The 23,652-nt window shown below is 65.1% G+C and carries 15 protein-coding genes and 2 pseudogenes; 8 read left to right on the forward strand and 9 right to left on the reverse strand.

Going from position 1 to position 23,652, the window contains the following annotated elements; all coding sequences use genetic code 11:
• The gene (locus JD971_RS06930; RefSeq protein WP_202086873.1) at window positions 1–1,749 is read right to left on the reverse strand and encodes a class I adenylate-forming enzyme family protein; all 1,749 of its coding nucleotides are present in this window, start codon (window positions 1,747–1,749) and stop codon (window positions 1–3) included.
• A 204-nt stretch (window positions 1,750–1,953) separates the two neighbouring features.
• On the opposite strand from JD971_RS06930, the gene JD971_RS06935 reads away from it, so the two are divergent.
• The 3 genes from JD971_RS06935 to JD971_RS06945 are packed head-to-tail and all read left to right on the forward strand — an operon-like array spanning window position 1,954 to window position 6,325.
• The gene (locus JD971_RS06935) at window positions 1,954–4,005 is read left to right on the forward strand and encodes a 3-hydroxyacyl-CoA dehydrogenase NAD-binding domain-containing protein (protein ID WP_202086874.1); all 2,052 of its coding nucleotides are present in this window, start codon (window positions 1,954–1,956) and stop codon (window positions 4,003–4,005) included.
• The gene (locus tag JD971_RS06940) at window positions 3,998–5,185 is read left to right on the forward strand and encodes an acyl-CoA dehydrogenase family protein (protein ID WP_202086875.1); all 1,188 of its coding nucleotides are present in this window, start codon (window positions 3,998–4,000) and stop codon (window positions 5,183–5,185) included. Before JD971_RS06935 ends, JD971_RS06940 begins: the two co-directional genes overlap by 8 nt.
• Before the next feature lie 3 nt (window positions 5,186–5,188).
• Window positions 5,189–6,325, forward strand: coding sequence for an acyl-CoA dehydrogenase family protein (locus JD971_RS06945; RefSeq protein ID WP_202086876.1), 1,137 nt, complete (start codon window positions 5,189–5,191; stop codon window positions 6,323–6,325).
• 103 nt (window positions 6,326–6,428) lie between these two features.
• Here JD971_RS06945 and JD971_RS06950 read toward each other — a convergent pair whose 3' ends face one another.
• Genes JD971_RS06950 through JD971_RS06965 form a run of 4 tightly spaced genes read right to left on the reverse strand, consistent with a single transcriptional unit; the run spans window position 6,429 to window position 11,234 of the window.
• Window positions 6,429–7,529 carry an acyl-CoA dehydrogenase family protein gene (locus JD971_RS06950; protein WP_202086877.1) on the reverse strand — a complete coding sequence of 367 codons (1,101 nt, stop codon included), beginning with the start codon at window positions 7,527–7,529 and terminating at the stop codon, window positions 6,429–6,431.
• Between the two features lie 3 nt (window positions 7,530–7,532).
• Entirely contained in the window at window positions 7,533–8,729 is a 1,197-nt protein-coding gene (locus JD971_RS06955) for an acyl-CoA dehydrogenase family protein (RefSeq protein WP_202086880.1), read from the reverse strand.
• Window positions 8,730–8,748: 19 nt separating this feature from the next.
• Window positions 8,749–9,954 carry a thiolase family protein gene (locus tag JD971_RS06960; protein WP_202086882.1) on the reverse strand — a complete coding sequence of 402 codons (1,206 nt, stop codon included), beginning with the start codon at window positions 9,952–9,954 and terminating at the stop codon, window positions 8,749–8,751.
• 20 nt (window positions 9,955–9,974) lie between these two features.
• On the reverse strand, window positions 9,975–11,234 hold the full coding sequence (locus JD971_RS06965) for an acyl-CoA dehydrogenase family protein (RefSeq protein WP_202086883.1): 1,260 nt from the start codon (window positions 11,232–11,234) through the stop codon (window positions 9,975–9,977).
• A 132-nt stretch (window positions 11,235–11,366) separates the two neighbouring features.
• Here JD971_RS06965 and JD971_RS06970 point away from each other — a divergent pair, with 132 nt between their 5' ends.
• Entirely contained in the window at window positions 11,367–12,449 is a 1,083-nt protein-coding gene (locus JD971_RS06970; RefSeq protein WP_371809722.1) for a Zn-dependent alcohol dehydrogenase, read from the forward strand.
• A 32-nt stretch (window positions 12,450–12,481) separates the two neighbouring features.
• A complete protein-coding gene (locus JD971_RS06975) occupies window positions 12,482–13,885 on the forward strand; it encodes an aldehyde dehydrogenase family protein (protein ID WP_202086884.1) in 1,404 nt (467 codons plus the stop codon).
• A gap of 18 nt (window positions 13,886–13,903) precedes the next feature.
• Here the strand turns inward: JD971_RS06975 and JD971_RS06980 are convergent, their stop codons facing one another.
• The 3 genes and pseudogenes from JD971_RS06980 to JD971_RS06985 form a co-directional block, all read right to left on the reverse strand.
• Window positions 13,904–14,707 carry a glutathione S-transferase C-terminal domain-containing protein gene (locus JD971_RS06980; protein ID WP_236672326.1) on the reverse strand — a complete coding sequence of 268 codons (804 nt, stop codon included), beginning with the start codon at window positions 14,705–14,707 and terminating at the stop codon, window positions 13,904–13,906.
• A gap of 142 nt (window positions 14,708–14,849) precedes the next feature.
• Window positions 14,850–15,005, reverse strand: a pseudogene (locus JD971_RS16555) (glutathione S-transferase); the annotation flags it as partial.
• Window positions 15,002–15,925 carry an acyl-CoA thioesterase II gene (locus JD971_RS06985; protein WP_236672327.1) on the reverse strand — a complete coding sequence of 308 codons (924 nt, stop codon included), beginning with the start codon at window positions 15,923–15,925 and terminating at the stop codon, window positions 15,002–15,004. The pseudogene JD971_RS16555 and the gene JD971_RS06985, both read right to left, overlap by 4 nt.
• Window positions 15,926–16,277: 352 nt before the next feature.
• On the opposite strand from JD971_RS06985, the gene JD971_RS06990 reads away from it, so the two are divergent.
• The 3 genes and pseudogenes from JD971_RS06990 (at window position 16,278) to JD971_RS07000 (ending at window position 21,892) form a co-directional block, all read left to right on the forward strand.
• The gene (locus JD971_RS06990; protein ID WP_236672328.1) at window positions 16,278–19,286 is read left to right on the forward strand and encodes a TonB-dependent receptor domain-containing protein; all 3,009 of its coding nucleotides are present in this window, start codon (window positions 16,278–16,280) and stop codon (window positions 19,284–19,286) included.
• An 87-nt stretch (window positions 19,287–19,373) separates the two neighbouring features.
• Window positions 19,374–20,552, forward strand: a pseudogene (locus JD971_RS06995) (acetyl-CoA C-acyltransferase).
• A 107-nt stretch (window positions 20,553–20,659) separates the two neighbouring features.
• A complete protein-coding gene (locus JD971_RS07000; protein WP_202086885.1) occupies window positions 20,660–21,892 on the forward strand; it encodes a TetR/AcrR family transcriptional regulator in 1,233 nt (410 codons plus the stop codon).
• A 38-nt stretch (window positions 21,893–21,930) separates the two neighbouring features.
• Here JD971_RS07000 and JD971_RS07005 read toward each other — a convergent pair whose 3' ends face one another.
• Window positions 21,931–23,421 (reverse strand): MFS transporter, encoded by a 1,491-nt coding sequence (locus JD971_RS07005; RefSeq protein ID WP_202086886.1) that lies wholly within the window; start codon window positions 23,419–23,421, stop codon window positions 21,931–21,933.
• Between the last annotated feature and the right edge of the window lie 231 nt (window positions 23,422–23,652).

The raw sequence follows: 23,652 nt of genomic DNA on the forward strand, positions 1-23,652 counted from the left end.
TCAGGCAAACAGCCGTTTGAGCTCCGCCTTCAAAATCTTGCCATTGGCGTTGCGCGGCAGCGGTTCGCTTTGAAACAGCACGCGCACCGGCACCTTGAACCCGGCGAGCCGTTCGCGCACCCATTGCTGCAGTTCCGCCTCGCTCGCGGTGCGGCGCGGTGCGCAATGCACGACGGCGGCCGGCTGCTCGCCCAGCACCTTGTCCGGAATGCCGACCAGCGCGGCATCGGTGACGGCGGGATGTTCGTAGAGGACGTTTTCCACCTCCGAGGAATAGATGTTCTCACCCCCGCGGATGACGATGTCCTTCGCCCGGTCGACGATGGTGAGAAAGCCTTCCTCGTCGAGCCGGGCGATGTCGCCGGTCCGGACCCAGCCATCGACAAAGGCCTCGGCCGTCTCCTCCGGCCGGTTCCAGTATCCCTTGACCACCTGCGGCCCCCGTACCCACAATTCGCCGACCGCGCCGGTGGGCAGGGGCGTCGCCGTGTCCACGTCCATGATCCTGAGATCGGTCACGGGCATCGGCGGGCCGCAGCTTTCGGGCCGGTTCACGTAATCCTCTGCCCCGTGGAAGGTTACGGTCGCCGACGTCTCCGTCATGCCATATCCATTGCCGGGCAGCGATTTCAGATCGCCGCCGATGCGCCGCACCAGTTCCGGCGCGGATGGCGCCCCGCCATAGGAGATGAGTTCGAGCGATGAGAGATCGTATTTTTCCCGGTCCGGATGCTCGATGATCTGCCAGGCGATGGCGGGAACGCCGCCGGTCGTGTTGACGTTCTCCCGCTCGATCAGCGCGAGCGCCTTGCCCGCGTCCCATTTGCGCATCATCACGAGCCGGTTGCCCGCCATCAACGTCCCCATGAGCGAGGAATTGCAGGCCGTCACATGAAACAGCGGAATGACGAGCAGCCCCGTGCGCGCGGGCTTTTCCGCCGGAACCTCGCCCCGGCGCAGCGCCGAACGCTGCGATGCGAATGCGCCGGTCAGCGTGCAGGTCAATATGTTGCGGTGGGTGCCGAGCGCCCCTTTGGGCTTTCCGGTCGTGCCGCTGGTATAAAAAATCGTGGCGCCATCGTCGGGATCGGCATTTTCGTCCGGAAGATCGCGTTCGGGCAGGTCGCCATAGCCCGCTGCCGGCCCGATCCGCGATTCCAGCGGCGTGGTATCGTCGGCCAAGGCGCGACCCTGCGCCCGCGCGACCCACACCTCCCGCAATTCGGAAAGCTGCCCACGAAACGGGGCGATATCGCACGACCGCCGATAATCGCAGATGAGCAGCTTTGCCCCCGAATCGGCGAGACCATAGGCCAGCTCGCCCCCGGTCCACCATGCATTGAGCGGGACGGCGATGGCGCCGATGGCGGTCACGGCAAAGAAGGCGACCGGCCATTCCGGCAGATTGCGCATGGCGATGGCGACGCGGTCGCCCTTGCCCACCCCGGCATCCCGCAAGGCGAGCGCCAGTGCGCACACCGCCCGGAACCACCCGTCATAGGTGACGCGGTCGTCTTCGTAGATGATGAATTCGCGGGTGCCGAACATGTCCCGCGCGCGCCGGGCCAGCGCGGCGAGCGTGCGAGGCTGATTCTTCCACGTGCGCAGCGGCCTGCCGCCGATCTCCACGTCTTCCATTTCGAAAAGGGCGCCGGGCGCGGTCAGCGCCGCCGTCGCCTCCGCAATGGTCATCGCGGGCCAGCCGGCCGCGCCGCCCGCCGCTTCGATCCGTGCCGATTGCGCATCCATGTCCCGATCCTTTTTGCAGGATTTCATAGTTCGGGTTTGCTGTTTTATCCCGAGCTTCGTTCCACAGGCTATGGCTGCGTCCGTTACGTTTCAAGTCAATTCTGCAAAGGGCACTTGATTTGCTCCGTCGTATGTTAGAATGTGAGGTATGCACCGCGCAGCCGCGCGCCAACGATAGATTCATAAATTTTCCAAGGAGAGCCCATGTCCGCTGTATCCACCCGCATCGACGGCAATGTCCTGATCGTCACGAGTGACAACCCGCCGGTCAACGCACTGGGCGCCGCGGTCCGCCAGGGGCTGTCCGCCGCCATGGAACAGGCGCGCAACGACGACGCGGTCGCGGCGGTCGTCATCCGGTGCGACGGGCGCACGTTCCATGCGGGCGCCGACATCACCGAATTCGGCAAGCCGCCGGTCGAACCCGGCCTGCCGACCGTCATCGACACGATCGAAGCTTGCACCAAGCCGGTCGTGGCGGCGATCCACGGGACCGCGCTGGGCGGCGGGCTGGAGGTGGCGCTGGGTTGCCATTACCGGATCGCGGCGAAATCGGCGAAGCTGGGCCTGCCGGAGGTGAAGCTCGGCCTGCTCCCCGGCGCGGGCGGGACGCAGCGTCTGCCCCGCGTGGTGGGGGTGGAGGCCGCGCTCGACATGATCGTGTCCGGCAATCCGATTTCCGCCACAAAGGCCGAAACGCTCGGTCTCGTCGACAGGCTCACCGATGCCGACACGCTGGAGGCGGACGCCATCGCGTTTGCCCGCGACATCGCCGGTCGCGACAGCCACCCGGTGTCCAGCCGCCGCGACGACCGCATCCAAGCCGCACCCGACGACGTGTTCGCGCAGTTCCGGCAGAAGAACGCCCGCAAGCTCAAAGGCTTCGACGCGCCCGAAGCCTGCATCCAGACGGTCGAGGCCGCGGTCGCGAAACCGTACGAGGAGGGCGTCAAGGTCGAGCGTGAATTGTTCATGACGCTGATGAACGGCACGCAATCGGCCGCGCTGCGCCACGTGTTCTTCGCCGAACGCGCGGCGCAGAAGATCGACGACCTGCCCAAGGATACCGAGATCCTGCCGATCAAGAAGGTCGGCATCATCGGCGCGGGCACCATGGGCGGCGGCATCGCGATGAATTTCCTGTCCGCGGGCATCCCCGTCACCATCGTCGAGATGAAGCAGGAGGCGCTCGACCGCGGGACCGGCATCATCCGCAAGAATTACGAGAACACCGCGAAGAAGGGCCGCATCACCGACGCGCAGGTCGAACAGGCGATGGGCCACCTCACCCCCTCGCTCAGCTATGACGATCTGGCCGATTGCGACCTCATTATCGAGGCGGTCTTCGAGCTGATGGAGATCAAGAAGGAGGTCTTCACCAAGCTCGATGCCATCGCGAAACCCGGCGCGATCCTCGCCAGCAACACCAGCTATCTCGACGTGAACGAGATCGCGGCATGCACCGGGCGCCCGGAATGGGTCATTGGCCTGCACTTCTTCTCGCCCGCGAACGTGATGAAACTGCTCGAAATCGTGCGCGGGGACAAGACCGCGGCGAACGTGCTCGCGACGTCGATGAAGCTGGCCAAGACCATCGGCAAGGTCGCGGTCATTTCCGGCGTGTGCCACGGCTTCATCGGCAATCGCATGCTGTCCGCGCGGCAGGAACAGGCCAATGCCCTGCTCATGGAAGGGGCGCTGCCCGACCAGATCGACCGGGTGCTGCTCGACTTCGGATTCCCGATGGGCCCGTTCCAGATGGGCGACCTTGCCGGGCTGGACCTGGGCTGGAAAAAGGAAACGTCGAGCAGTTCGACCGTGCGCGAAGTGCTGTGCGAACGGGGCCGCTGGGGACAGAAGACCGGTAAGGGCTTCTACGATTACGACGAAAAACGCCAGCGCACCCCCTCGGAGGAAGTCAACGAGATCGTCCGCGATTTCGCCCGCAAATCGGGCAAGGAACTGCGCGAGATTTCGGACGAGGAAATCCGCGAACGCCTGCTCTACCCCATGGTGAACGAAGGCGCGCTCATTCTCGAGGAAGGGATCGCGCAGCGGGCCTCCGACATCGATATGGTGTGGCTCTATGGCTATGGCTGGCCGTCCTATACCGGCGGGCCGATGTTCTGGGCCGATACGATCGGGCTGGATACCGTGGTCGCCGGCCTTGAAAAACACGGGGCTCGCATGCCGGGCCTCAAGCTGTCGCAGATGATGAAGGACAAGGCCGCCAAGGGGGAGCGGTTCAATGGCTGAGGCCGCGCTCGACGATTTCCGCCGCGAAACGCGCCGCTGGCTGGAGGCGAACTGCCCGCCCGAAATGCGCACGCCGCCCAAAAGCGCCGACGATGTCGCATGGGGCGGGCGGCGGTTCGAACCCTCGTCGCAGGCGCAGGCCGACTGGCTGCGCATCATGGGCGAGCGCGGGTGGACCGTGCCCGACTGGCCGACCGAATATGGCGGCGGTGGCCTTGCGCCTGCTGAGGCCAAGGTGCTGAAACAGGAGATGGCCGCGCTCGGGTGCCGCACCCCGCTCTACAGCTTCGGCATTTCGATGCTCGGCCCCGCCCTGCTGAAATACGGAACCGAAGCGCAGAAGAAGGAGCACCTGCCGAAAATCGCGCGCGGCGAAATCCGCTGGTGCCAGGGATATAGCGAGCCGAACGCCTACTCCGACCTCGCCAGCCTGGCCACGCGGGCGGAGGACAAGGGCGACCATTTCCTCGTCAACGGGCAGAAGGTGTGGACCAGCTACGCGGACAAGGCGGACATGATCTTCTGCCTTGTGCGGACCGATACATCGTCGAAGCAGGGGGGCATTTCCTTCCTCCTGTTCGACATGGAATCGCCCGGCGTCTCGACCAAGCCGATCCTCCTGATCTCCGGCAATTCACCGTTTTGCGAAACGTTCTTCGACGATGTGAAAGTGCCCAAGGAAAACGTCGTCGGCGAGATCAACAAGGGCTGGAACGTGGCGAAATATCTGCTCGGCCACGAACGGGAAATGATCTCCGGCATGGGGCTTCGGGCGAGCGAACAATCGCTGCCCGAACGGGCGCTCGCCCATCTCGGCGCGGAGGCGGACGGACGGCTCGACGATCCGATGCTGCGCGCACGGATCGCAGCATTCGAAGTCCGCGCCGCCGCGTTTCAGGCGATGTCGGAGCGGTTCATCGACATGCTGAAAGCCGGCAAGGCGGATCCGGCGCAGCCCTCGATGATGAAATATTACGGTACCGAGCTCAACAAGGACCGTCACGAGCTGATGATGGCGGCAGGCGGCGCCGACGCGCTGGAATGGGACAGCGGGCGCAGCCATGGCGGCGCGGCCGCGCGAAGCTGGCTTCGCACGAAGGCCAATTCGATCGAGGGGGGCACCTCCGAGATTCAGCTCAACATCATTGCCAAGCGCATCTTGAACCTGCCGGGCGCCTGACCCATGCCGATGTACTGGAACGAAGATCAGGACATGCTCGCCGATAGCGCGCGCCCCTTCATCGCCGGGAATGCGCCGGTGTCGCACATGCGGGCCTTGCGCGATGCGGGCGATTCCCACGGGTTTTCGCCCGATGTCTGGCGGCAGTTCGCCGAAATGGGCTTTACCGGCATTCTGGCGGGCGAGGCCGATGACGGGCTCGGCCTCGGCCATGTCGAGGCGGGCATCGTGCTGGAGGAAATCGGCCGCAACCTTACGCCCTCGCCGTTTCTTTCGACGGCGGTCGGCGCGGTGACCGCGTTGAACATGGCGGGCGACTCTATCCGCCATCGCTGGATGCCGGGAATCGTCGCGGGCGAAAGCGTGGCGGCGCTCGCCTTTGATGAAACCACACGCCATCGCCCGCACCGCGTGGCCGCGACCGCAACGAAAAGCGGCAATGGCTTCCGCCTCGACGGGGCCAAGCAATTCGTCGCGCACGGTCATGTCGCGGACGTGCTGCTCGTCACGGCACGCAGTTCGGGTGACGAGGGAGATCGTGACGGTATCACGCTGTTCGCCGTGCCGCGCGATGCCGATGGCGTGACGGCGGATGCCGACCGGCTTGCCGATGCGAGCATGGCGGCGCGCGTTACGTTCGATGGCGTGGAAGTCGATAGCGATGCGGTCGTGGGCGAGGTAGGGCGCGGGGCCGATGTGCTCGATCGCGTGCTCGGCGCCGTGCGCACGGGCGCGGCGGCGGAGCTTGTCGGCGTGGCCAGCGGTGCCGCCGACATGACGACCGCCTATCTGCGCGAACGCAAGCAGTTCGGCCAGATCATCGGCAGTTTTCAAGCGCTGCAACACCGGGCCGCGCATCTCTATTGCGAGATGGAGGTGGCGCGCGCCGCCGTGCTCAAGGCGCAGCAGGCGCTCGACGAAAGCGATCCGCAGGCGGAGCGGCATGTCCATGTCGCCAAGGCCATGGCTAGCAACAGCGCGGCGCTCGCGGTGCAGGAGGCGGTGCAGATGCACGGCGGCATCGGTATGACCGACGAATATGACGTCGGCTTCTACATGAAGCGGCAGCGGGTCCTGGCCGAAATGTTCGGCGATGCGGATTACCATGCCGACCGGCTCGCGCGCCTGTCGGGCTACTGACGCGATCGACACGAAAAACGGCCATGCTGCGGAGCCAGGAGCGCAGCATGGCCGATGAGGATGGATGGCGAAGGGGGCGCAGTCGGCCCCCTTCGTCGTTATGTCAGGCCGCTTTCTGACCCAGTGCGATGAAGCGTTCCAGATGCTCGTCCTCGCCGCCGAGCTCGCTGCCGATCATGATCATGCGTTTTGCATAGTGCGAGAGCGGCAGTTCCCACGTCATGCCGATCCCGCCATGCAGTTGCAGCGCCTCTTCCGCCGCGAGCACGCCCGTCTTACCGACGGTGTATTTCGCGGCCGATGCGGCGCGGTCGCGCTTCACCGGGTCTTCATGCAGCATGGCGGCGGCATTGATCGCGGCAGAGCGCGCCTGCTCGATTTCCAGAGCGACGGTCGCCATGCGATGCTGCAGCGCCTGAAACTTGCCGATGGGGATGCCGAACTGCTTGCGCGTCTTCATGTAATCGAGCGTGCTCGCGCGCAGCACGTCCATGACCGCGACCGCCTCCCACGACAGCGCGACCAGCCCTGCGGCGATCGCATCGTCGATGGCATCCTGCGCCGCGCCGGCCTCGCCGATCAGGCGCGCCGGCGCGTCCTTCATGGAAAGCTCGCCCGCCGATCCGCCATCGACGAGGGGGTAATCGCTGACCGTCACGCCGTCGGCGCCCCGCTCGACGAGAAAGGTCGACAGGCCGCCGTCGGTTTCCGCGGTGACGAGGATGACGTCCGCCCCGGCGAGATAGGGCACGACCCCCTTCGCGCCGGACACCGTCCACCCCTCGCCCGCGCGGGTCGCGCTTGCCGGATCGGCCATGACGCCCTCGCCATCGATGGCGGGTTCGTGCGCGAAGGTCACGATCGTCTCGCCCGAAATCAGCGATTCGATCACATCGGTTTCACCCGCGGCCTGCAGGACACGGCCCGCCATCAAGGTGCCGAGGAACGGGCCCAATGCGATGGCCCGACCGATTTCGCCGAACACGGCGCCAATGTCGAACGCACCGCCGCCGTAACCGCCGGCATCCTCGGTGAACAAAGCACCGATCACGCCCAGCTCGGCCAGGCCCGCCCACATGTCACGGGAAAACCCCTCCACCGAGACGAGCGCCTTTTCGCGGGTCGAGAAATCGAAATTCGCCGACAGATATCGGCCGAGCGAATCGACCAGCATCTGCCGGTCCTGCCCAAGGGAAAAATCCATGGCTCAAAGCTCCAGAATAGATTTGCTGATGATCTCGCGCTGCACCTCGTTGGAGCCGCCGAAGATCGATAGCTTGCGATAGTTGAAATATTGCGCGGATACAGGCGCAGCAAATGCCGGACCGACCGGTTCGCCGTTGAAGCCTTCCTCGAGCGCCTCGCCAATGAAGGGCTGCGCATAACGCCCGGCGGCGCGGCGCATGAGGTCCGAAATTTCCTGCCGGATCTCGGTCCCCCGGATTTTCAGCATGGAGCTTTCGGCCATCGGTGCCTTGCCCTGCCCCGCTTCGTAGAGGACGCGCAGGTTCGTCGTCTTCATGTTTTCAAGGTCGATTTCCAGCTTCGCCATGCGCGCGGCGAACATCGGGTTTTCGGCGAGCGGCTTGCCATTGCGGGTCTGGCGCTGCGCGACCTCCTTCAACTGTTCGAAGGCGGCCATACTCATTCCCACGCCCGCGATATTGGTGCGTTCGTAGGTCAGCAGATATTTGGCGTAGGTCCAGCCCTTGTTCTCCTCGCCCACGAGATTTTCGACCGGCACCTTCACATCGGTGAAGAACACCTCGTTCACCTCCGCATCCCCGTCGAGCAGGCGGATCGGGCGCACCTCGATCCCCGGCGTCGCCATGTCGATGAGGAGGAAGGAAATGCCCTCCTGTTTCTTGCCCGAATTGTCGGTCCGCACGAGGCAGAAGATATGGTCCGCAAACTGCCCCAGCGTGGTCCAGGTCTTCTGTCCATTGACGATGTAATGATCGCCCTCGCGCACGGCCTGCGTCTTGAGGCTGGCAAGGTCGGAGCCGGCGCCCGGCTCGCTATATCCCTGACACCACCAGTCGGTCCCGTCGAGAATGCGCGGCAGCCAGTGATCCTTCTGCGCCTCGCTGCCATATTTGATGAGCACCGGGGCCAGCATCGACAGGCCGAAGGGTACGACGCGCGGCGAATGCGCCATCGCCGTTTCCACCTCGAAGATAAAACGCTGCGTGACGCTCCACCCCGTGCCGCCGTATTGTTCCGGCCAGTGCGGCGCGAGCCAGCCGCGTTCATTGAGGATGGCGTGCCATTCCTCCATGTCCTGCTTGGTCAGATGCTTGCCGGTGCGCACCTTGTCGGACAGCCGCGCGGGCAGCTTGTCCTTCAGGAATGCGCGAACCTCCTCGCGGAAGGCTTCGTCTTCGGGGGTAAAGTTCAGATCCATCGCGGATATCCCATTTGGCTTAGATGATTTCGAAAAGTCCGGCGGCACCCATGCCACCCGCCACGCACATCGACACGACGACATGGCGCACGCCGCGCCGCCGCCCTTCGATGAGCGCATGGCCGACGAGCCTGCTCCCCGTCATGCCGAAGGGGTGGCCGATGGCGATCGCGCCCCCATCGACGTTGAGCCTTTCGGGATCGATGCCGAGCCTGTCGCGGCAATAGAGCGCCTGAGACGCGAACGCCTCGTTGATTTCCCAAAGGCCGATGTCGTCCACCGACAGCCCGGCACGTTCGAGCAGGCGCGGAATGGCAAAGACCGGGCCGATGCCCATTTCCTCCGGCCCGCAACCCGCAGCCTGAAACCCGCGGAAGATGCCGAGAATGTCCTTGCCCTCGGCCTCGGCGGTGGTGCGGTCCATGACGATCTGCGCGCTGGCCCCGTCGGACAGCTGGCTCGCATTGCCGGCGGTGACGTGGCGTCCCTCGGCAATGGTGTTGCCCCCCTTCCACACGGGTTTGAGCGCCGCCAGCGCCTCGACCGTGGTATCGGCGCGGATCCCCTCGTCATGGGTCAGCGTGACCTCCTCGTGCCCGGTGACGGTCCCGTCCTTGGCCCGGATCGCCTTCGTCGCCGTCATCGGCACGATTTCCTGCGCGAACCGGCCCGCCTCGACGGCGGCGGCGGCGCGTTGCTGGCTCGTGGCGGCAAAACGGTCCTGCGCCTCGCGGTCGATGCCGTAACGTTCGGCGACGATTTCGGCCGTCTCGATCATCGCCATATAGGCATCGGGTTCGGCCTCGATCACGGTGCCCGAACGCCACGACGGATCGACCAGGCCGGGCTTCATCGTGGAGGATATGGATTCGCCCCCACCCGCAAGGATGACATCGGCGTCGTTCGCCACGATCGACCGCGCGGCCAGCGCCACGGTGCTCAGCCCGCTCGCGCATTTGCGGTCGAGCGTGAAGGCCGGCACGGTTTGCGGCAGGCCGGTGGTGAACGTGCTCATCCGCCCGATATTGTAGAACTGCGTCCCGTACTGATTGCCGGTGCCGTAGAACACGTCGTCGATGCGGGCAGGGTCGATGCCGGCCCGTTCGACCACCGCATTCATGACATGCGCGGCCAGGACGTCCGGGTTGGTATCGTTGAACGCGCCGCGATGCGCGCGCCCGATCGGCGTGCGTGCGGTGGCGACGATGGCGGCTTCGCGAACCATGGCGTGTTTTCTCCTTGCGCTTACGGCTGCGGTTTTTTCTTCATGTCGGCGTATTTGCCGAATTCGGCGCGGGCGATGGCGCGGGCGTGCACCTCGTCCGGGCCGTCGGCAAAGCGTAGCGTGCGGATATTCGCCCACATGCCGGCGAGCGGGAAATCGCCGCTCACCCCGGCGCCGCCGTGCGCCTGCACCGCGTCGTCGATGATCGACAGCGCCATCGACGGGGCCTGCACCTTGATCATGGCGATTTCGTTGCGGGCGGCCTTGTTGCCGGCCTGGTCCATCATGTCCGCGGCCTTGAGGCAGAGCAGCCGGCTCATCTCGATATCGATGCGGGCGCGCGCGACGCGTTCCTCCCATACCGAATGTTCGGCGATGCGCTTGCCGAACGCAACCCGGTCGGTGAGCCTGCGGCACATCGCCTCCAGCGCAACCTCCGCCGCGCCGATGGTGCGCATGCAATGGTGGATGCGCCCGGGGCCGAGCCGGCCCTGCGCGATCTCGAATCCGCGCCCTTCGCCCAGCAGCATGTTGTTCGCCGGCACGCGCACATTGTCGAGCACGACCTCGCCATGGCCGTGCGGCGCATGGTCGTAGCCATAGACCGACAGCATGCGTTCGATGGTCACGCCCTTGGCATCCATCGGCATCAGGATCATCGACTGGCTGCCATGGCGCGACCCGTCGGGATCGGACTTGCCCATGACGATGGCGAGATTGCACCGCGGATCTCCGACGCCGGAAGACCACCATTTGCGCCCGTTGATGACATATTCGTCGCCGTCGCGAATGATGGAGGCATGGATGTTCGTCGCATCGGACGACGCCACCTGCGGTTCGGTCATCAGAAAGGCGGAGCGAATCTCGCCATTCATCAAGGGATCGAGCCAGCGGTCCTTCTGCTCCCGCGTGCCATAGCGCAGCAATACTTCCATGTTACCCGTGTCGGGGGCGGAGCAGTTGAACACCTCCGACGACCAGGGCAGCCGCCCCATCTCTTCTGCACACAGCGCATATTCGAGATTGGTCAGCTGCTCCCCTTCGAAGGCGAAGCTGTCGTCGACATGGGCACGGCCCGCGCGCGGCGGCATGAACAGGTTCCACAGCCCGGCGGCGCGCGCCCTTGGCTTCAGCTCCTCGATCACGGGGATCGTCTTCCACGGGTCGCCTTCGTCATGCTGCGCACGATAGTCGGCATTACGCGGGCGAATCTCGCTCTCGATAAAATTCCGCACCCGGTCGCGAAATTCGCGCTGCCGGTCGCTCAGTTCAAAATCCAAGACATTCCTCCCCGCCTTTTTGGTGCGGCTTAACATACGCATTTTTCGATAAATGCAAAATCTCACGGAATTTGGCGCTTGGCAAGCGTTCCGGAATCTTTATTTTGCGAATCAACACAAAGGGAGAAGATCGTGAAAGCAGCCGTCATGCGCGCCGTGGGCGCCCCGCTCGAAATCGAGGATGTCGCCATTGCCAAACCCGGCCCGCACGAGGTGCTCATCCGCACCCATGCGACCGGCGTGTGCCATTCGGACCTCCATTTCCTGAAAGGGCATTACCCGACGAAACTGCCCACCGTGCTCGGCCATGAAAGCGCCGGCGTCGTCGAACAGGTCGGGTCCGAAGTGCGGACGGTAAAGCCGGGCGACCATGTCGTGACCTGCCTCTCCGCCTTTTGCGGGCATTGCGAATATTGCGTGACCGGGCATTTGTCGCTGTGCGAGGAACCCGATGTCGCGCGCGGCAAGGGCGAGGCCCCGCGCATCGCGAAGGGCGATGAAAAACTTGCGCAGTTCCTCAACCTGTCGGCCTTTGCCGAACAGATGCTGATCCACGAAAACGCCTGCATCGCGATCCGGCCCGACATGCCGCTCGACCGCGCCGCGCTCATCGGGTGCGCGGTGGTGACGGGCTATGGCTCGGTCGTGCACACGGCCAAGGTGCGGCCGGGCGAAACGGTGGCCGTCATCGGCTGCGGCGGGATCGGGCTTTCCACCATCAATGCCGCCGCGCTGGCGGGCGCGGGGCGCGTCATCGCGGTCGATCGCGTCGCCGCGAAGGAAAGCATGGCCCGCGCATTCGGGGCGACCGATTTCGTCGATGCGTCCGATGGCGACACGGTGAAAAAGATCCGCGACATGACGAACGGCGGCGTGGACCACGCGCTCGAGGCGATCGGCCTGCCGGCAACGGCCGAGGATGCCTTCAAGATGCTGCGCCGCGCAGGCACGGCCACGATCATCGGCATGATCCCGGTGGGACAGAAGGTAACGCTCAACGGATATGAATTCCTGCAGGAGAAGGTGATGCGCGGCTCCAACATGGGGTCCAACGTGTTCCCGGTTGACATTCCGCGGCTTATCGATTTCTACATGCAGGGGAAGCTGAAGCTGGACGAGCTGATCTCCCGCCGGATCGGGCTTTCCGACATCGATTCCGCGTTCGAGGAGATGGAAACCGGCGCGATCGCGCGATCGGTCATCACGTTCGATTGAGCGGCGTGAACGCAACGGGAGAGGATATGACAATGGACGATTTCAAACTCTATATCGGCGGTGAGTTCGTCGCGGGCGCGCGCAGCATCGACGTGATCAACCCCGCGACGGGGCAGGCGTTTGCCCGCTGCCCGGTCGCGGACGAGGCGCAGCTCGACGAGGCGGTCGCGGCGGCGCGATCCGCTTTTCCCGCATGGTCCGCCCTGTCGCAGGACGAGCGTGCGGCGATGCTGATGCAGATTGCCGACACGATGCAGGAGCAGGCCGGCGAGTTTTCCCGCCTGCTCACGACCGAGCAGGGCAAGCCGCTCGAACAGGCGGGGATGGAGATCATGGGCGCCGCCTTCACGTTGAAGGCGTTTGCCGCCATGCGGATGGAGCCGCGCATCCTCAAGGATGACGGCAAGGCCCGCATTACCGAGATCCGTCGGCCATTGGGCGTGGTGGCCGCGATCTGCCCGTGGAATTTCCCGGTGATGATGCTCGCGAACAAGATCGGCCCGGCGCTCGTTTCGGGCAATACGGTGGTGCTGAAGCCTGCGCCGACGACGCCGCTCACCGCGCTCAAATTCGCGCAGATTTGCGCCGATGTGCTGCCGGCAGGCGTCGTCAATGTCATCTGCGACGACAATGATCTGGGCGCGGCGCTCACCGCGCATCCGGGCGTGGACAAGATCGCATTCACAGGCTCCACCGCCACGGGCCGCAAGGTGATGGAGGCCGCCGCCGCCTCGATCAAGCGGGTGACGCTGGAGCTGGGCGGGAACGATGCGGCGATCGTGCTCGACGATGCGGACCCCGTCGCCACCGCGCGCAAGGTGTTTCAGGGTGCGATGGCGAATGCAGGCCAGGTGTGCATCGCGATCAAGCGCGCCTATGTCGCCGATGCGATCTACGATGCGTTCTGCGACGAGCTGGCCCGGCTTGCCAATGCGGCGGTGGTCGACGACGGCACGAAGCAGGGCGCGCAGATGGGCCCGGTGCAGAACAAGGCGCAGTTCGAGAAGCTGAAACGACTGCTCGACGAAAGCCGCGACGAAGGCACGGTGATCGCCGGCGGCGCCGCGATCGAACGCGACGGATATTTCGTCCAGCCCACCGTCATCCGCGATGTCGGCGACGATGCCCGCATCGTGCAGGAGGAACAGTTCGGCCCCGTGCTCCCCGTGCTGCGCTATGCCGATATCGAGGAGGTGCTGGCCCGGTCGAACGACACGCGCTTCGGGCTGGGCGGGTCGGTGTGGGGCGGCGATGTCGAACGCGCGGCCAGCATTGCCGAGCGTGTCGAATCGGGCACGGTCTGGGTGAATCAGCATCTCGCGCTCAACCCCAAAGTGCCGTTCCGCGGTGCCAAGGAATCGGGCCTCGGCACCGAGCTTGGCGAGGAAGGGCTGCACGAATATACGCAGGCGAAGATCATCAACGTCGCGCTGTGACCGAGGTTGGGGCCGGGTTCAGCCGATCCGGCCCCACACCTCGATATTGCCGCGCCGTTCCACCCGCGCGGCGCGGCGCGTGTCGAGCAGCGGCAGCAGCCCGTGCCCCGCAAACAGCGCCCGCACCGGGTCGTCGGCGGCGCCTTCATCGGCAAGCCCGGCATCGCAAAGCCGCTGCCACACGAGGAACTGGTACGGCTGCAGCCCGGCCTCGAACGGGACGCCGCGAAAACGGGTCGTGACCGCGGCGATCGTGCGGCGGTGCGGGCGGTCCGCCACGGGCGCCCCTTCGGCAGGATCGTGCGCCGCGACATGGTCGGCGAGCGCGGCGGCCTTGTCGACAAGTTCGCCGACCATTTCCTGCGCAATCAGGTCGAGCAGCGGAAGCAGCGTGTCCGGCACCGCATCATCCGCCGCAAAGCCCGCCGGATAATCGCCGAATTCCGCCATGTCCGGCCCCGGCGCATGCATGCGTTCGGTCCAGCGGAACACGTTCGGTGCGGTCGCCTGCATGATGGCGAGAGGCACCGGATCGCGGCCCAGATGCGCGAACATCGGCCCGAAAAGCCCGTAATCGCCAAGCGACGCCTGCCCGCCGAGGAGATACGGATGCTGCGCGAAATGCGCGTCCAGAATGCGCAGCAGATCGGCCAGGCTTCGCTCGATTTCCGGGATCGTCGCCGCGGTCACGCCCAGCATCGGGAGATAGGACTGCATGCGCGCCATCACCTGTGTATCGCCGCCAAACGCATGGGTGAGAAAGCGTTGCTGCGAACCGAGATAGCTCCACCTGTAATGCATCGCATGCCGCACCAGAGTCACCACGGCGTAGAGATCGACAAGATGCGCGATCGCCCTTTGCCGGGGGCCGGGGGGCGTGGCCGAATGGCGGATCCCCGATTCTGAAATGGTCGATGATGTCGGCCGTATCCTGGATCACCGCGCCGTCCCCGGTTTCCAGCACGGGGATGATGACGCGCCCGATCTGCGGCACGATGTCGTTGTGGAACCGGGCGTCCGCCGGGCTGCGCTCGACGAACGGAATGCCGTTCCTGCGCAGATAGGCGCGCGCCTTGCCGGAATAGAGCGAGTGCGGCAGGCCGTAGAGGACATGGGTCATCGGGCAGTCTCTCCCGCCATACGCGCATCGATTGGCCCGCGCGGACGCATCAGGCTTTCCTGCATCACGGTGGCGATCATGCGCCCGGATGCGTCGAAGATATGCCCCTGGTTCAAGCCGCGCGCATGCCCCGCCCACGGGCTTTCGGTGAGGAAGACGAGCCAGTCGTTCATATCCGGCGTGTCATGGAACCATATGGTGTGGTCGAGGCTCGCCGACTGGATCGCGCCGCTGCCCGGACGCACGCCATGCGGCAGCAATGCGGTGCGCAGGAACATCAGATCCGATGCGTAGGCGAGCAGCGCGCGCTGCATCACCGGGGAATGCTCGCCCCTTTCGCGCAGGCGCATCCACCATCCCCCGCGCGGCGACGCCCGAACCGCCCCGAACGTGGCCTCCGGGTCGAGCGGCACGAGTTCGATCGGCCTCTCCGTCAGGCGCGAGACCCAGCGTGCCGCGTCGCCTGTATCCCCTGCGATCCATGTGGAAAGGCGGCGCCGCGCCTGCTCCAGTTCGCCGTGCGCGCGCGGCGGGGCGGCGTGCATCGGGCCATGCTCGGCCGCGTGGAAGGACACGATCGCGGTGAAGATCGCGCCCGATGACTGCCGCGCGGTCACCTGCCGCGCGGCAAAGCTGCGACCGTCGGACAGGTCGTTCACCGCGTAGGCAATCGGCTCGCCCACATCGCCCGCGCGCAGGAAATGCGCGTGGACGGAATGGATCGCCCGCCCCCCGCTTTCCGACGGCTCGCTTACCGAAGGCCCGCTTTCCGACGCGCCGCCCTCGGCCATGGCGGCGGCCAGCATTGCCTGCGCCACGATTTGTCCGCCAAAAACGCGGGGACCGATGCTCGGCCCGGACGCGCCGGTCATGACCCCGTCGCCGCCGCGCCGAACGCGCAATATCTCGCCAAGATTCATGTCGCCCGCCCCCAATCACACTCTGGTTTGCCCGCCGATCTAAACTTAGGGTATGCCCGGTCGGTCCGTTTCTGGTACGGTCATGATGTAACACCCATTATTCGAACGCAAGCGTCGATAGGTTTACCCATTGGGCATAGAGCACCGTCATCGCCATACCCTATCTTTGATAAAGCGGTTGGCAGCGGCCCCGAGTTGGACTACGCTCGCAGGCAGAAATGATGTTCACGGTATGGTGGAACGCGAAAATGGCGGCGGCATGACCCCCCGCCCCGCGCCACCCCCCGGAAACGCAATCGTTTCGGCGCAAGATCACGACCGGTCGAACCGGCGGACAATGGGAAGGACGATCATGAAGGCGAAGCAACGGATCCTGGTTTCCGCAATGCTGGGGGTTTCGGCCAGCACGATGATGGTGGCACAAGCCTCGGCGCAGGACGCCGACCCGGCGGTCATCGCCCCGGCAGCAGAACCCGCCGACACGGCGTTCGAGCCGCAGAACACCATCGTCGTCACCGGCAGCTATATCCGCGGACAGGTCGAGGACGGCCCCCTCCCCGTCGACGTGTTCGGCGCGGAGGAACTGGAGACGCGCGGCATCGACAGCCCGCTCGAATTCATCAAGACCTTGCCCTCGGTCGGCCCGGTGCTGGGCGATACGAACCAGTATGCCGCCGGACAATCGCAGGGCGTCGGCTCGATCAACCTGCGCAGCCTCGGGCCGGAGCGCACGCTGGTGCTGTTCAACGGGCGCCGTTTCGCGCCGCAGCCGGGCGAAGGGCTGTCGGACACGAACCTCATCCCGCTGTTCGCGCTGTCGCAGATCGAAATCCTGAAGGATGGGGCGGCATCGACCTATGGTTCAGATGCGATCGCCGGCGTTGCGAACTTCGTCACGAAGCGCAATTTCACAGGCCTCGAACTCGACGCCGATTATCAGTTCATCGACGGATCGGACGGCAATTACCGGCTGAGTGCGCTGGCCGGGTTCGATTTCGGCGCCGCCAATATCATGATCGGCGCCGGGTGGCAGCACCGCAGCGAACTCGCCACGACCGAGCGCGATTTCACGCAGGTGCCCTATGCCGTCAATCCGACCGGCTATTCCTTCCTGTCCAATCCGGCGACCTATATCCCGAAACTCGGCCCGATCGGCCAAGGCGTCGCGGGACAGAACCTGGGCCTTGGCGTCGACGGGCAATTGCTGAACGCGTGCTCCGCGCTTGGCGGGATCGAGGGGGGCTTCCCCACCGGGACCGCGGTGCTTCCGGTGTGCCGTTACAATTACGTCCCCTTCGCCAATCTGGTGGAGGAGGAAAACCGGTACCAGGTCTATGCGCAGATGGATGTCGACCTGTCGGACGACCTTGCCTTCTTCGCATCGGCGCTCTGGTCACGGACCGAATTGCCCAGCATCGGCTATTCGCCGAGCTATCCGCCGACACAAGGCCCCCGCGGCCCCGGCAGCACGCAGGCGTTTTTCGTGCCGCGGTCGAACCCCGGCTTCGAAACCTTTTTGCAGCAGACCTTTCCGCAGGGCAGCCCGACCGCCTTTGCCGGCTATGCCTCGATCCTGCTCGGCCGGCCCTTCGCATTGGGCGGCAATCCGACCGACCCGCGCGGCTCCGGCTTTGGCCAGGCGAAGAGCGACGCCTATCGCATCTCTGCCGGGCTTGAGAAGGATTTCACGCCCGATTTCGCAGGCTCGCTCTACGGCACGTTCATCCGCAGCGAGCGCACCGCCTTCAGCCTCGATTTCCTCGGCGGGCGGTTGCAGGATGCGCTGAACGGCTTTGGCGGTCCGGATTGTACCGGCACCACGCCGGGGCAGAACGGCTGCCTCTATTTCAATCCCTTCATCAACAGCGCACCGGGCAATCCGGCGCTCGGCCTCGACAACCCCGCCTATGTGCCGGGGCTGGAAAACGATCCCGCCTTGCTCGATTACCTGCGCCAGCCCAGCGGCACCAACGAATCGGAGGAGCAGTTCATCGTCGATCTCGTCTTCAATGGCGAGACGGAGCTTGTCGGCCTGCCCGTCGGCTATGCGTTCGGCGGGCAATATCGCAAGACCGAGTTCGTGAGCCGGGGGATCAACCGCTTCTCCAATCCCACGCAGGTGCCCTGCGCGATCGAGGGGGATTTTTCCTGCCTCGACGATCCCAACGACAATAATTTCCCGACCGGCCCGTTCACTTTCCCCGGCCAGTTCCCCACCGCCATCTTCAATCAGAGCGTCTATGCCCTGTTTGCCGAAGCACGGGTGAACCCGTTCGACACGCTCGAGATCGTGGGCGCCGTCCGGTACGAGGATTACGGCGACCCGGTGGGCGCCACGGTCAATCCGAAGGTGTCGGCCCTGTTCGAGGCGACGGACTTTCTTTCGTTCCGCGGTTCGATCGGCACCACCTTCCGCGGGCCGCTCGCCGCCGACATCAGCCCGGCGGGCACCAGCTTTGTGCAGGGCATCGACGCGGCCGGCGGCGCGTTCAAGGCGACCGACACGGTCGGCAATCCGGAGCTGGAGCCCGAAACCGCGCTCACCTACAGCGTCGGCGCGCTCATCGATTATCGCGGTTTCAATTTCAGCGTGGATTACTGGACCTATGAATTCGAGGGCCGCTTCGCGCTGCTCCCGGTGCAGGCGATCGCCAGCGCGATTTCGAACAGCGCGGTCAGCGACGGCACGCAAAGCGTCAATTGCGCCAGCCCGTTTGCGCAATTCATCACCTTTGCCGGCGGCATATGCGACGCCAATACGGTGGCAAACGATATTTCGCGCATCCGCACACAGACCGTGAACGGCCCCGATGTCACGACCCGCGGCCTCGATTTCAGCATCGGTTACAGCCGCCCCGTCGGCGGGATCGACCTGTCCTTCGGCGCGAATGCCACGCATGTCCTCGAATACAGCTTCTCCGATTTCGAATATGAAGGGCTGCTCTTCGACAATGGATACGAGGCCAGCGGATTTGCCAATTACAACCGCGATCCGGGCACCGTGTCGCCCTGGCGGGCCAGCGCCTTTGCCAATGCGCGCATGGGGGCATTCGGGCTGAGCTATAATTTCACCTTCATCGACGGGGTGGATGACAATCGCTGTCCCGACGACGGGCCGTGCACGCAGACGCCCGAATTCGGCCCCACCGATTTCGGCCGCACCGTGGATTCGTTTTCGAAGCACGATATCTTCGCCAATCTGACCGTGCCGATCGCGCGGGCGAAGGTGCGGTTCACCGCCGGGGTGGAAAACATCCTGGACGAGGATCCCTCGGCGGCGCGGCTCGAATACAGCTACGATCCGTTCATCGGCAATGCGCTGGGCCGGACCTACAAGCTGGGGGCGAAGGTCACGTTCTGATCCCTCGCGCGAGCCTGCGGCGAAAACCCCGGCGCAGGCTCGCCGCCCTCCCGACATAGCAAGCACACAGACGAAAAGGACCACCCCATGCGCGACGCCGTAATCGTATCGACCGCACGAACCCCGCTCGCCAAGGCCATGCGCGGCGCCTTCAACGCCACCCACGCCGTCGAACTGGGCAGCTTATCGGTCGCGGCGGCGGTGGAACGCGCAGGCATCGATGGCGCCGAGGTCGATGACGTGCTGATCGGTGCGGCGATGCAGCAAGGGCAACAGGCCCCCAATCTCGCCCGGCTGGTCGCGCTGCGTGCCGGGCTGCCGGTGAGCGTCGCGGGCATGACAATGGACCGGCAATGCGCGTCGGGATTGATGACCATCGCCACCGCGGCCAAGCAGATCATCGTCGACCGCATGGACATCTGCGTCGCGGGCGGGGTGGAATCGGTGTCGGCCCTGCGCGCGGGCAAGACGAATATCGTGCCGGACGAGGGGCTGATCGCGATGCACCCGGCGGCCTACATGCCGATGATCGGCACCGCCGAGGTGGTCGCCAAACGCTACGGCATCAGCCGCGAGGCGCAGGACGAATATTCGCTGCAGTCGCAGCAACGCACGGCGGCGGCGCAGCAGGCGGGCCGCCTCGACGAGGAAATCGTGCCCGTCTCCACCCGCATGAACGTGAAGGACAAGGAAACAGGCGACGTCACGCAGCAGGACGTCACGATCGCGATGGACGATTGCAACCGGTAGAACACCACGCTCGAAGGGCTGGCCAGGCTGGACCCCGTCATGGGCGAGGGTCACACGATTACCGCCGGCAATGCGAGCCAGCTTTCCGACGGGTCGTCCGCCGCCGTGCTGATGGAGGCGGAGGCGGCGAAGGCGCGCGGTCTCGAACCACTCGGCCGCTATGTCGGCATGGCCGTCGCGGGGACCGAGCCGGACGAGATGGGCATCGGTCCCGTCTTTGCCGTGCCGAAGCTGCTCAAGCGGTTCGGGCTTTCCGTCGGCGACATCGGGCTGTGGGAATTGAACGAGGCGTTCGCGGTGCAGGTGCTTTATTGCCGCGACCGGCTCGGCATTCCGGACGACCGGCTCAACGTCAATGGCGGCTCGATCTCCATCGGCCATCCGTTCGGCATGACCGGCGCACGCTGTGTTGGCCATGCACTGATCGAGGGGCGGCGGCGCGGCGTGCGCCATGTGGTGGTGACGATGTGCGTGGGCGGCGGCATGGGCGCAGCCGGCCTTTTCGAAGTCATGTAAGCGCCTCGCTCCCCTCCATTCCGCCAGTTTCGAAGCAAGGGACTGGCGGAATTAAACGGGCTGCTCTAGGGACGGCGCGGCCCGGATGGCCGGATACGAAGGGTCGGATGATGAGCACCGCGGAAACCGAACGATTTGGCAGAAAACGGCAGGATGTCATCCACGCCGCGTCCACTCTCATCAACGATGTCGGCGTGAAGGGCATGACCTTTTCCGACGTCGCGCAGGCTGTCGGGCTGAATGCGACCAGCATCACCTATTATTTCGGGCGCAAGGAACGGCTCGTCACCGCGGTGTACGAAGCCACGCTCGATTTCCTCGAACAGATGGCGACAGAGGCGCTGGCGCAGCCCGATCCGCGCGCGCGGGTGCGCCATTTCCTCCACGCGCATATCGCGCTGCGCCGCCGGATCCGCGAGGGCGAGCGCGGCCTCGTCACCGTGCTGGCCGAGATCTGCACGCTGGAGGACGAGGCCCAGAAACCGCTGCTCGATCATTACCGGCGCGTGCGCAACACGGTGCGGGATTTCTTCGGCCCAACCACCGATCTCGATGCAAAGCTTTTGAACACCGCCCGCGCGCACACGCTGCTGGAGGCGGTGTTCTGGTGGCCGGTGTGGTCGACGCGCTATTCCATCCGCGATTTCGAACGGGTGGAGGATCGCTGGTTCGATATTCTGGAGCACGGGCTTGCTGGTCGCGGCAGCGAATGGGCGCCCCATCCCCTGGGCACGGAATGGCGCTCTGCCGCGAAGGAGGATCCGCAAACGCTGGACGAATTCCTGCGCGCGGCGACCACGCTCATCAATCAGCGCGGCTATCGCGGGGCGTCGGTCAACCGGATCGCGCAATCGCTGAACGTGACGAAGGGCAGTTTCTACCATCATCACAACGCGAAGGACGATCTGGTGTCGAGCTGCTTTACCCGCAGCTATGATCGCATGTCGGCGGTGCAGATCGCCGGGATCGGAAGCGACGGCGATTACTGGACCCGGCTGTGCAACACGCTGGCCGAGCTGATCGATGTGCAGTTCTTCGACGACATGCCGCTCTTGCGCACCACCGCGCTGCAAAGCCTGCCCGAGGCAGAGCGCGAGGATGTCGTGCTGCGCTCCAACCGGCTCGCCCGGCGGTTCGCGGGCATGTTGATCGACGGCATCGCGGATGGTTCGGTCCGGGCGATCGACCCGCTCATTGCGAGCCAGCTCATCATGTCCACGCTCAATTCCGCGTATGAGGCACGGGTATGGGCCGCGCGGTTCGACGAACCGGCCAAGGCGGTGAAATATTACGCGTGGAGCCTGTGTGCCGGCGTGTTCGCCGATCCGCCGACGGGCTGAGGCTCACCCCACCGGCGTATCAAGCGTGGCGCGGCCCGCTATCGCGCCGGCCCGCCAAAGCCGCCATCGCGCACCGTCTGCTCCCGCGCGGCGGCCGCCGTCGCGCGCAGCCGGGCGATATTCTGCAGGTGCCGTTCCTCGGTGATGGGATAGAACAGCAGGAACAGGCAGCCCACGATCCACAGGCTGAGTGACGCCGGGATATAGTGGATGAGCAGGCTCTGCTCCATCGCGCGGGTCACGTCGCCAGGCACGACCTTCTCCGGAAAACCCGACGCGTTGAGCACCAGCCCGGCAACGAAAATCCCCAGCCCGGTCGAACATTGCTGCATGAAGCTGGATGCGGAAAAGAACACGCCGGCGGCATGCTTGCCGGTGCGCACGGCATGATCCTCCACCACGTCGGCGAGCATGGAGCTGGTATTGATCAGCGAAATGGCGATCATCGCGCCATAGACCGCGCCAATGGCGAACAGCGTGGGCAAAAGCAGCGGGTCCCCCGGTCGGAAGAACAGCCCGAGATAGGTCAGCGCCAGCGGCGAGATGCCAAGGCAGATGCCCGCAATCGCCATGATCATCGACGTATTGCGCTTGCCCAGCCAGCGCGAGAACCGCGGCGCGAGCGGCGCCGCCAACGTCGCGGACACGAGCGATTCCAGCGTCAGCAACGCAATCTGCGGCGCGGTGAGGTCGAAGACATAGGTGCTGAAATACAAGGTCGACGCGCTATACAGCCCGATCGCGGTATATTTGAACACGCCGAACCCGAAAATGGCGAGAAAGGCGCGATGTCCGAACGCGGACGCCATTTCGCGCACATGGTCCCTCAGCCTGGCCTTGTGCTGCGGCGTGTCGGCCTGCCGCATGTGTTGCACCTGACCGCGCGTGCCGAGCCCGCAGACCAGGATCGCGATGAAGATGAGGATTCCGCCGCTGATCGCGAAACGGACGTAGCCGGCGGGATTGAGCTGTCCCGTCGGGAACTGCGGCGTCGCCACGAAAAACACGGCGAGGCTGAAAGCCGCGAAACCGAACGTGCCGACATATCCGAACCAGTAGCGCAGCGAGAACAATCGCGTGCGTTCGGCATAATCGTCGGTCAGTTCGGGGTTCATCGCGGTGGCCGGGATTTCGAACGCGCTGATCGAAATGCGGGTCAGTGCGGCGAGCGTGAAGATCCACACCCCCATCTGCAAATCGGTCAGCCCGCCCGGCGGAAACCATGCCACGACAAAGAAGAACGCCGTCGGCACCGCGGAGCCGAAGATGAACGGATGCCGCCGGCCCATGCGCGACCGCGTCACGTCGGACCAGCGCCCGATGAACGGATCCGCCACCGCATCGACCAGCAGCGTGAGCGCAATCGCGGTCGATACGACGACGGCGGGCACGCCGACGACCTGATTGTAGAAAAGCAGCAGATAGGTGGAGAAGGCCGCGTTCTTCACCCCGGTCGCGACCGCGCCGAAGCCATAGCACAGGCGGGGGCCGCGCGGGATCGTGCGGGTTTCGATTTCGGCGCCGCTCATGCCGCGCACCCGGCCCATACCGAATCTTCAGCAGGGCGGAGAATCGCACGACAATTCCCGGTGGCCGGTGCATCCGCGGGAGGAAGGCAGAACAGGCTGTCCTCGCCGCATCTGCAACAAATCCGGGAATGGACCGGTTGTTCGAAATTGCTGTGACTGTGCATCGGCCTCTCCGCCAGCCTGCTTGTGCAGGCGTTTGGAGAAACATACCCGATATATTAATGAGGGCAA

Source organism: Croceicoccus sp. YJ47 (assembly GCF_016745095.1).
Lineage (GTDB): Bacteria > Pseudomonadota > Alphaproteobacteria > Sphingomonadales > Sphingomonadaceae > Croceicoccus.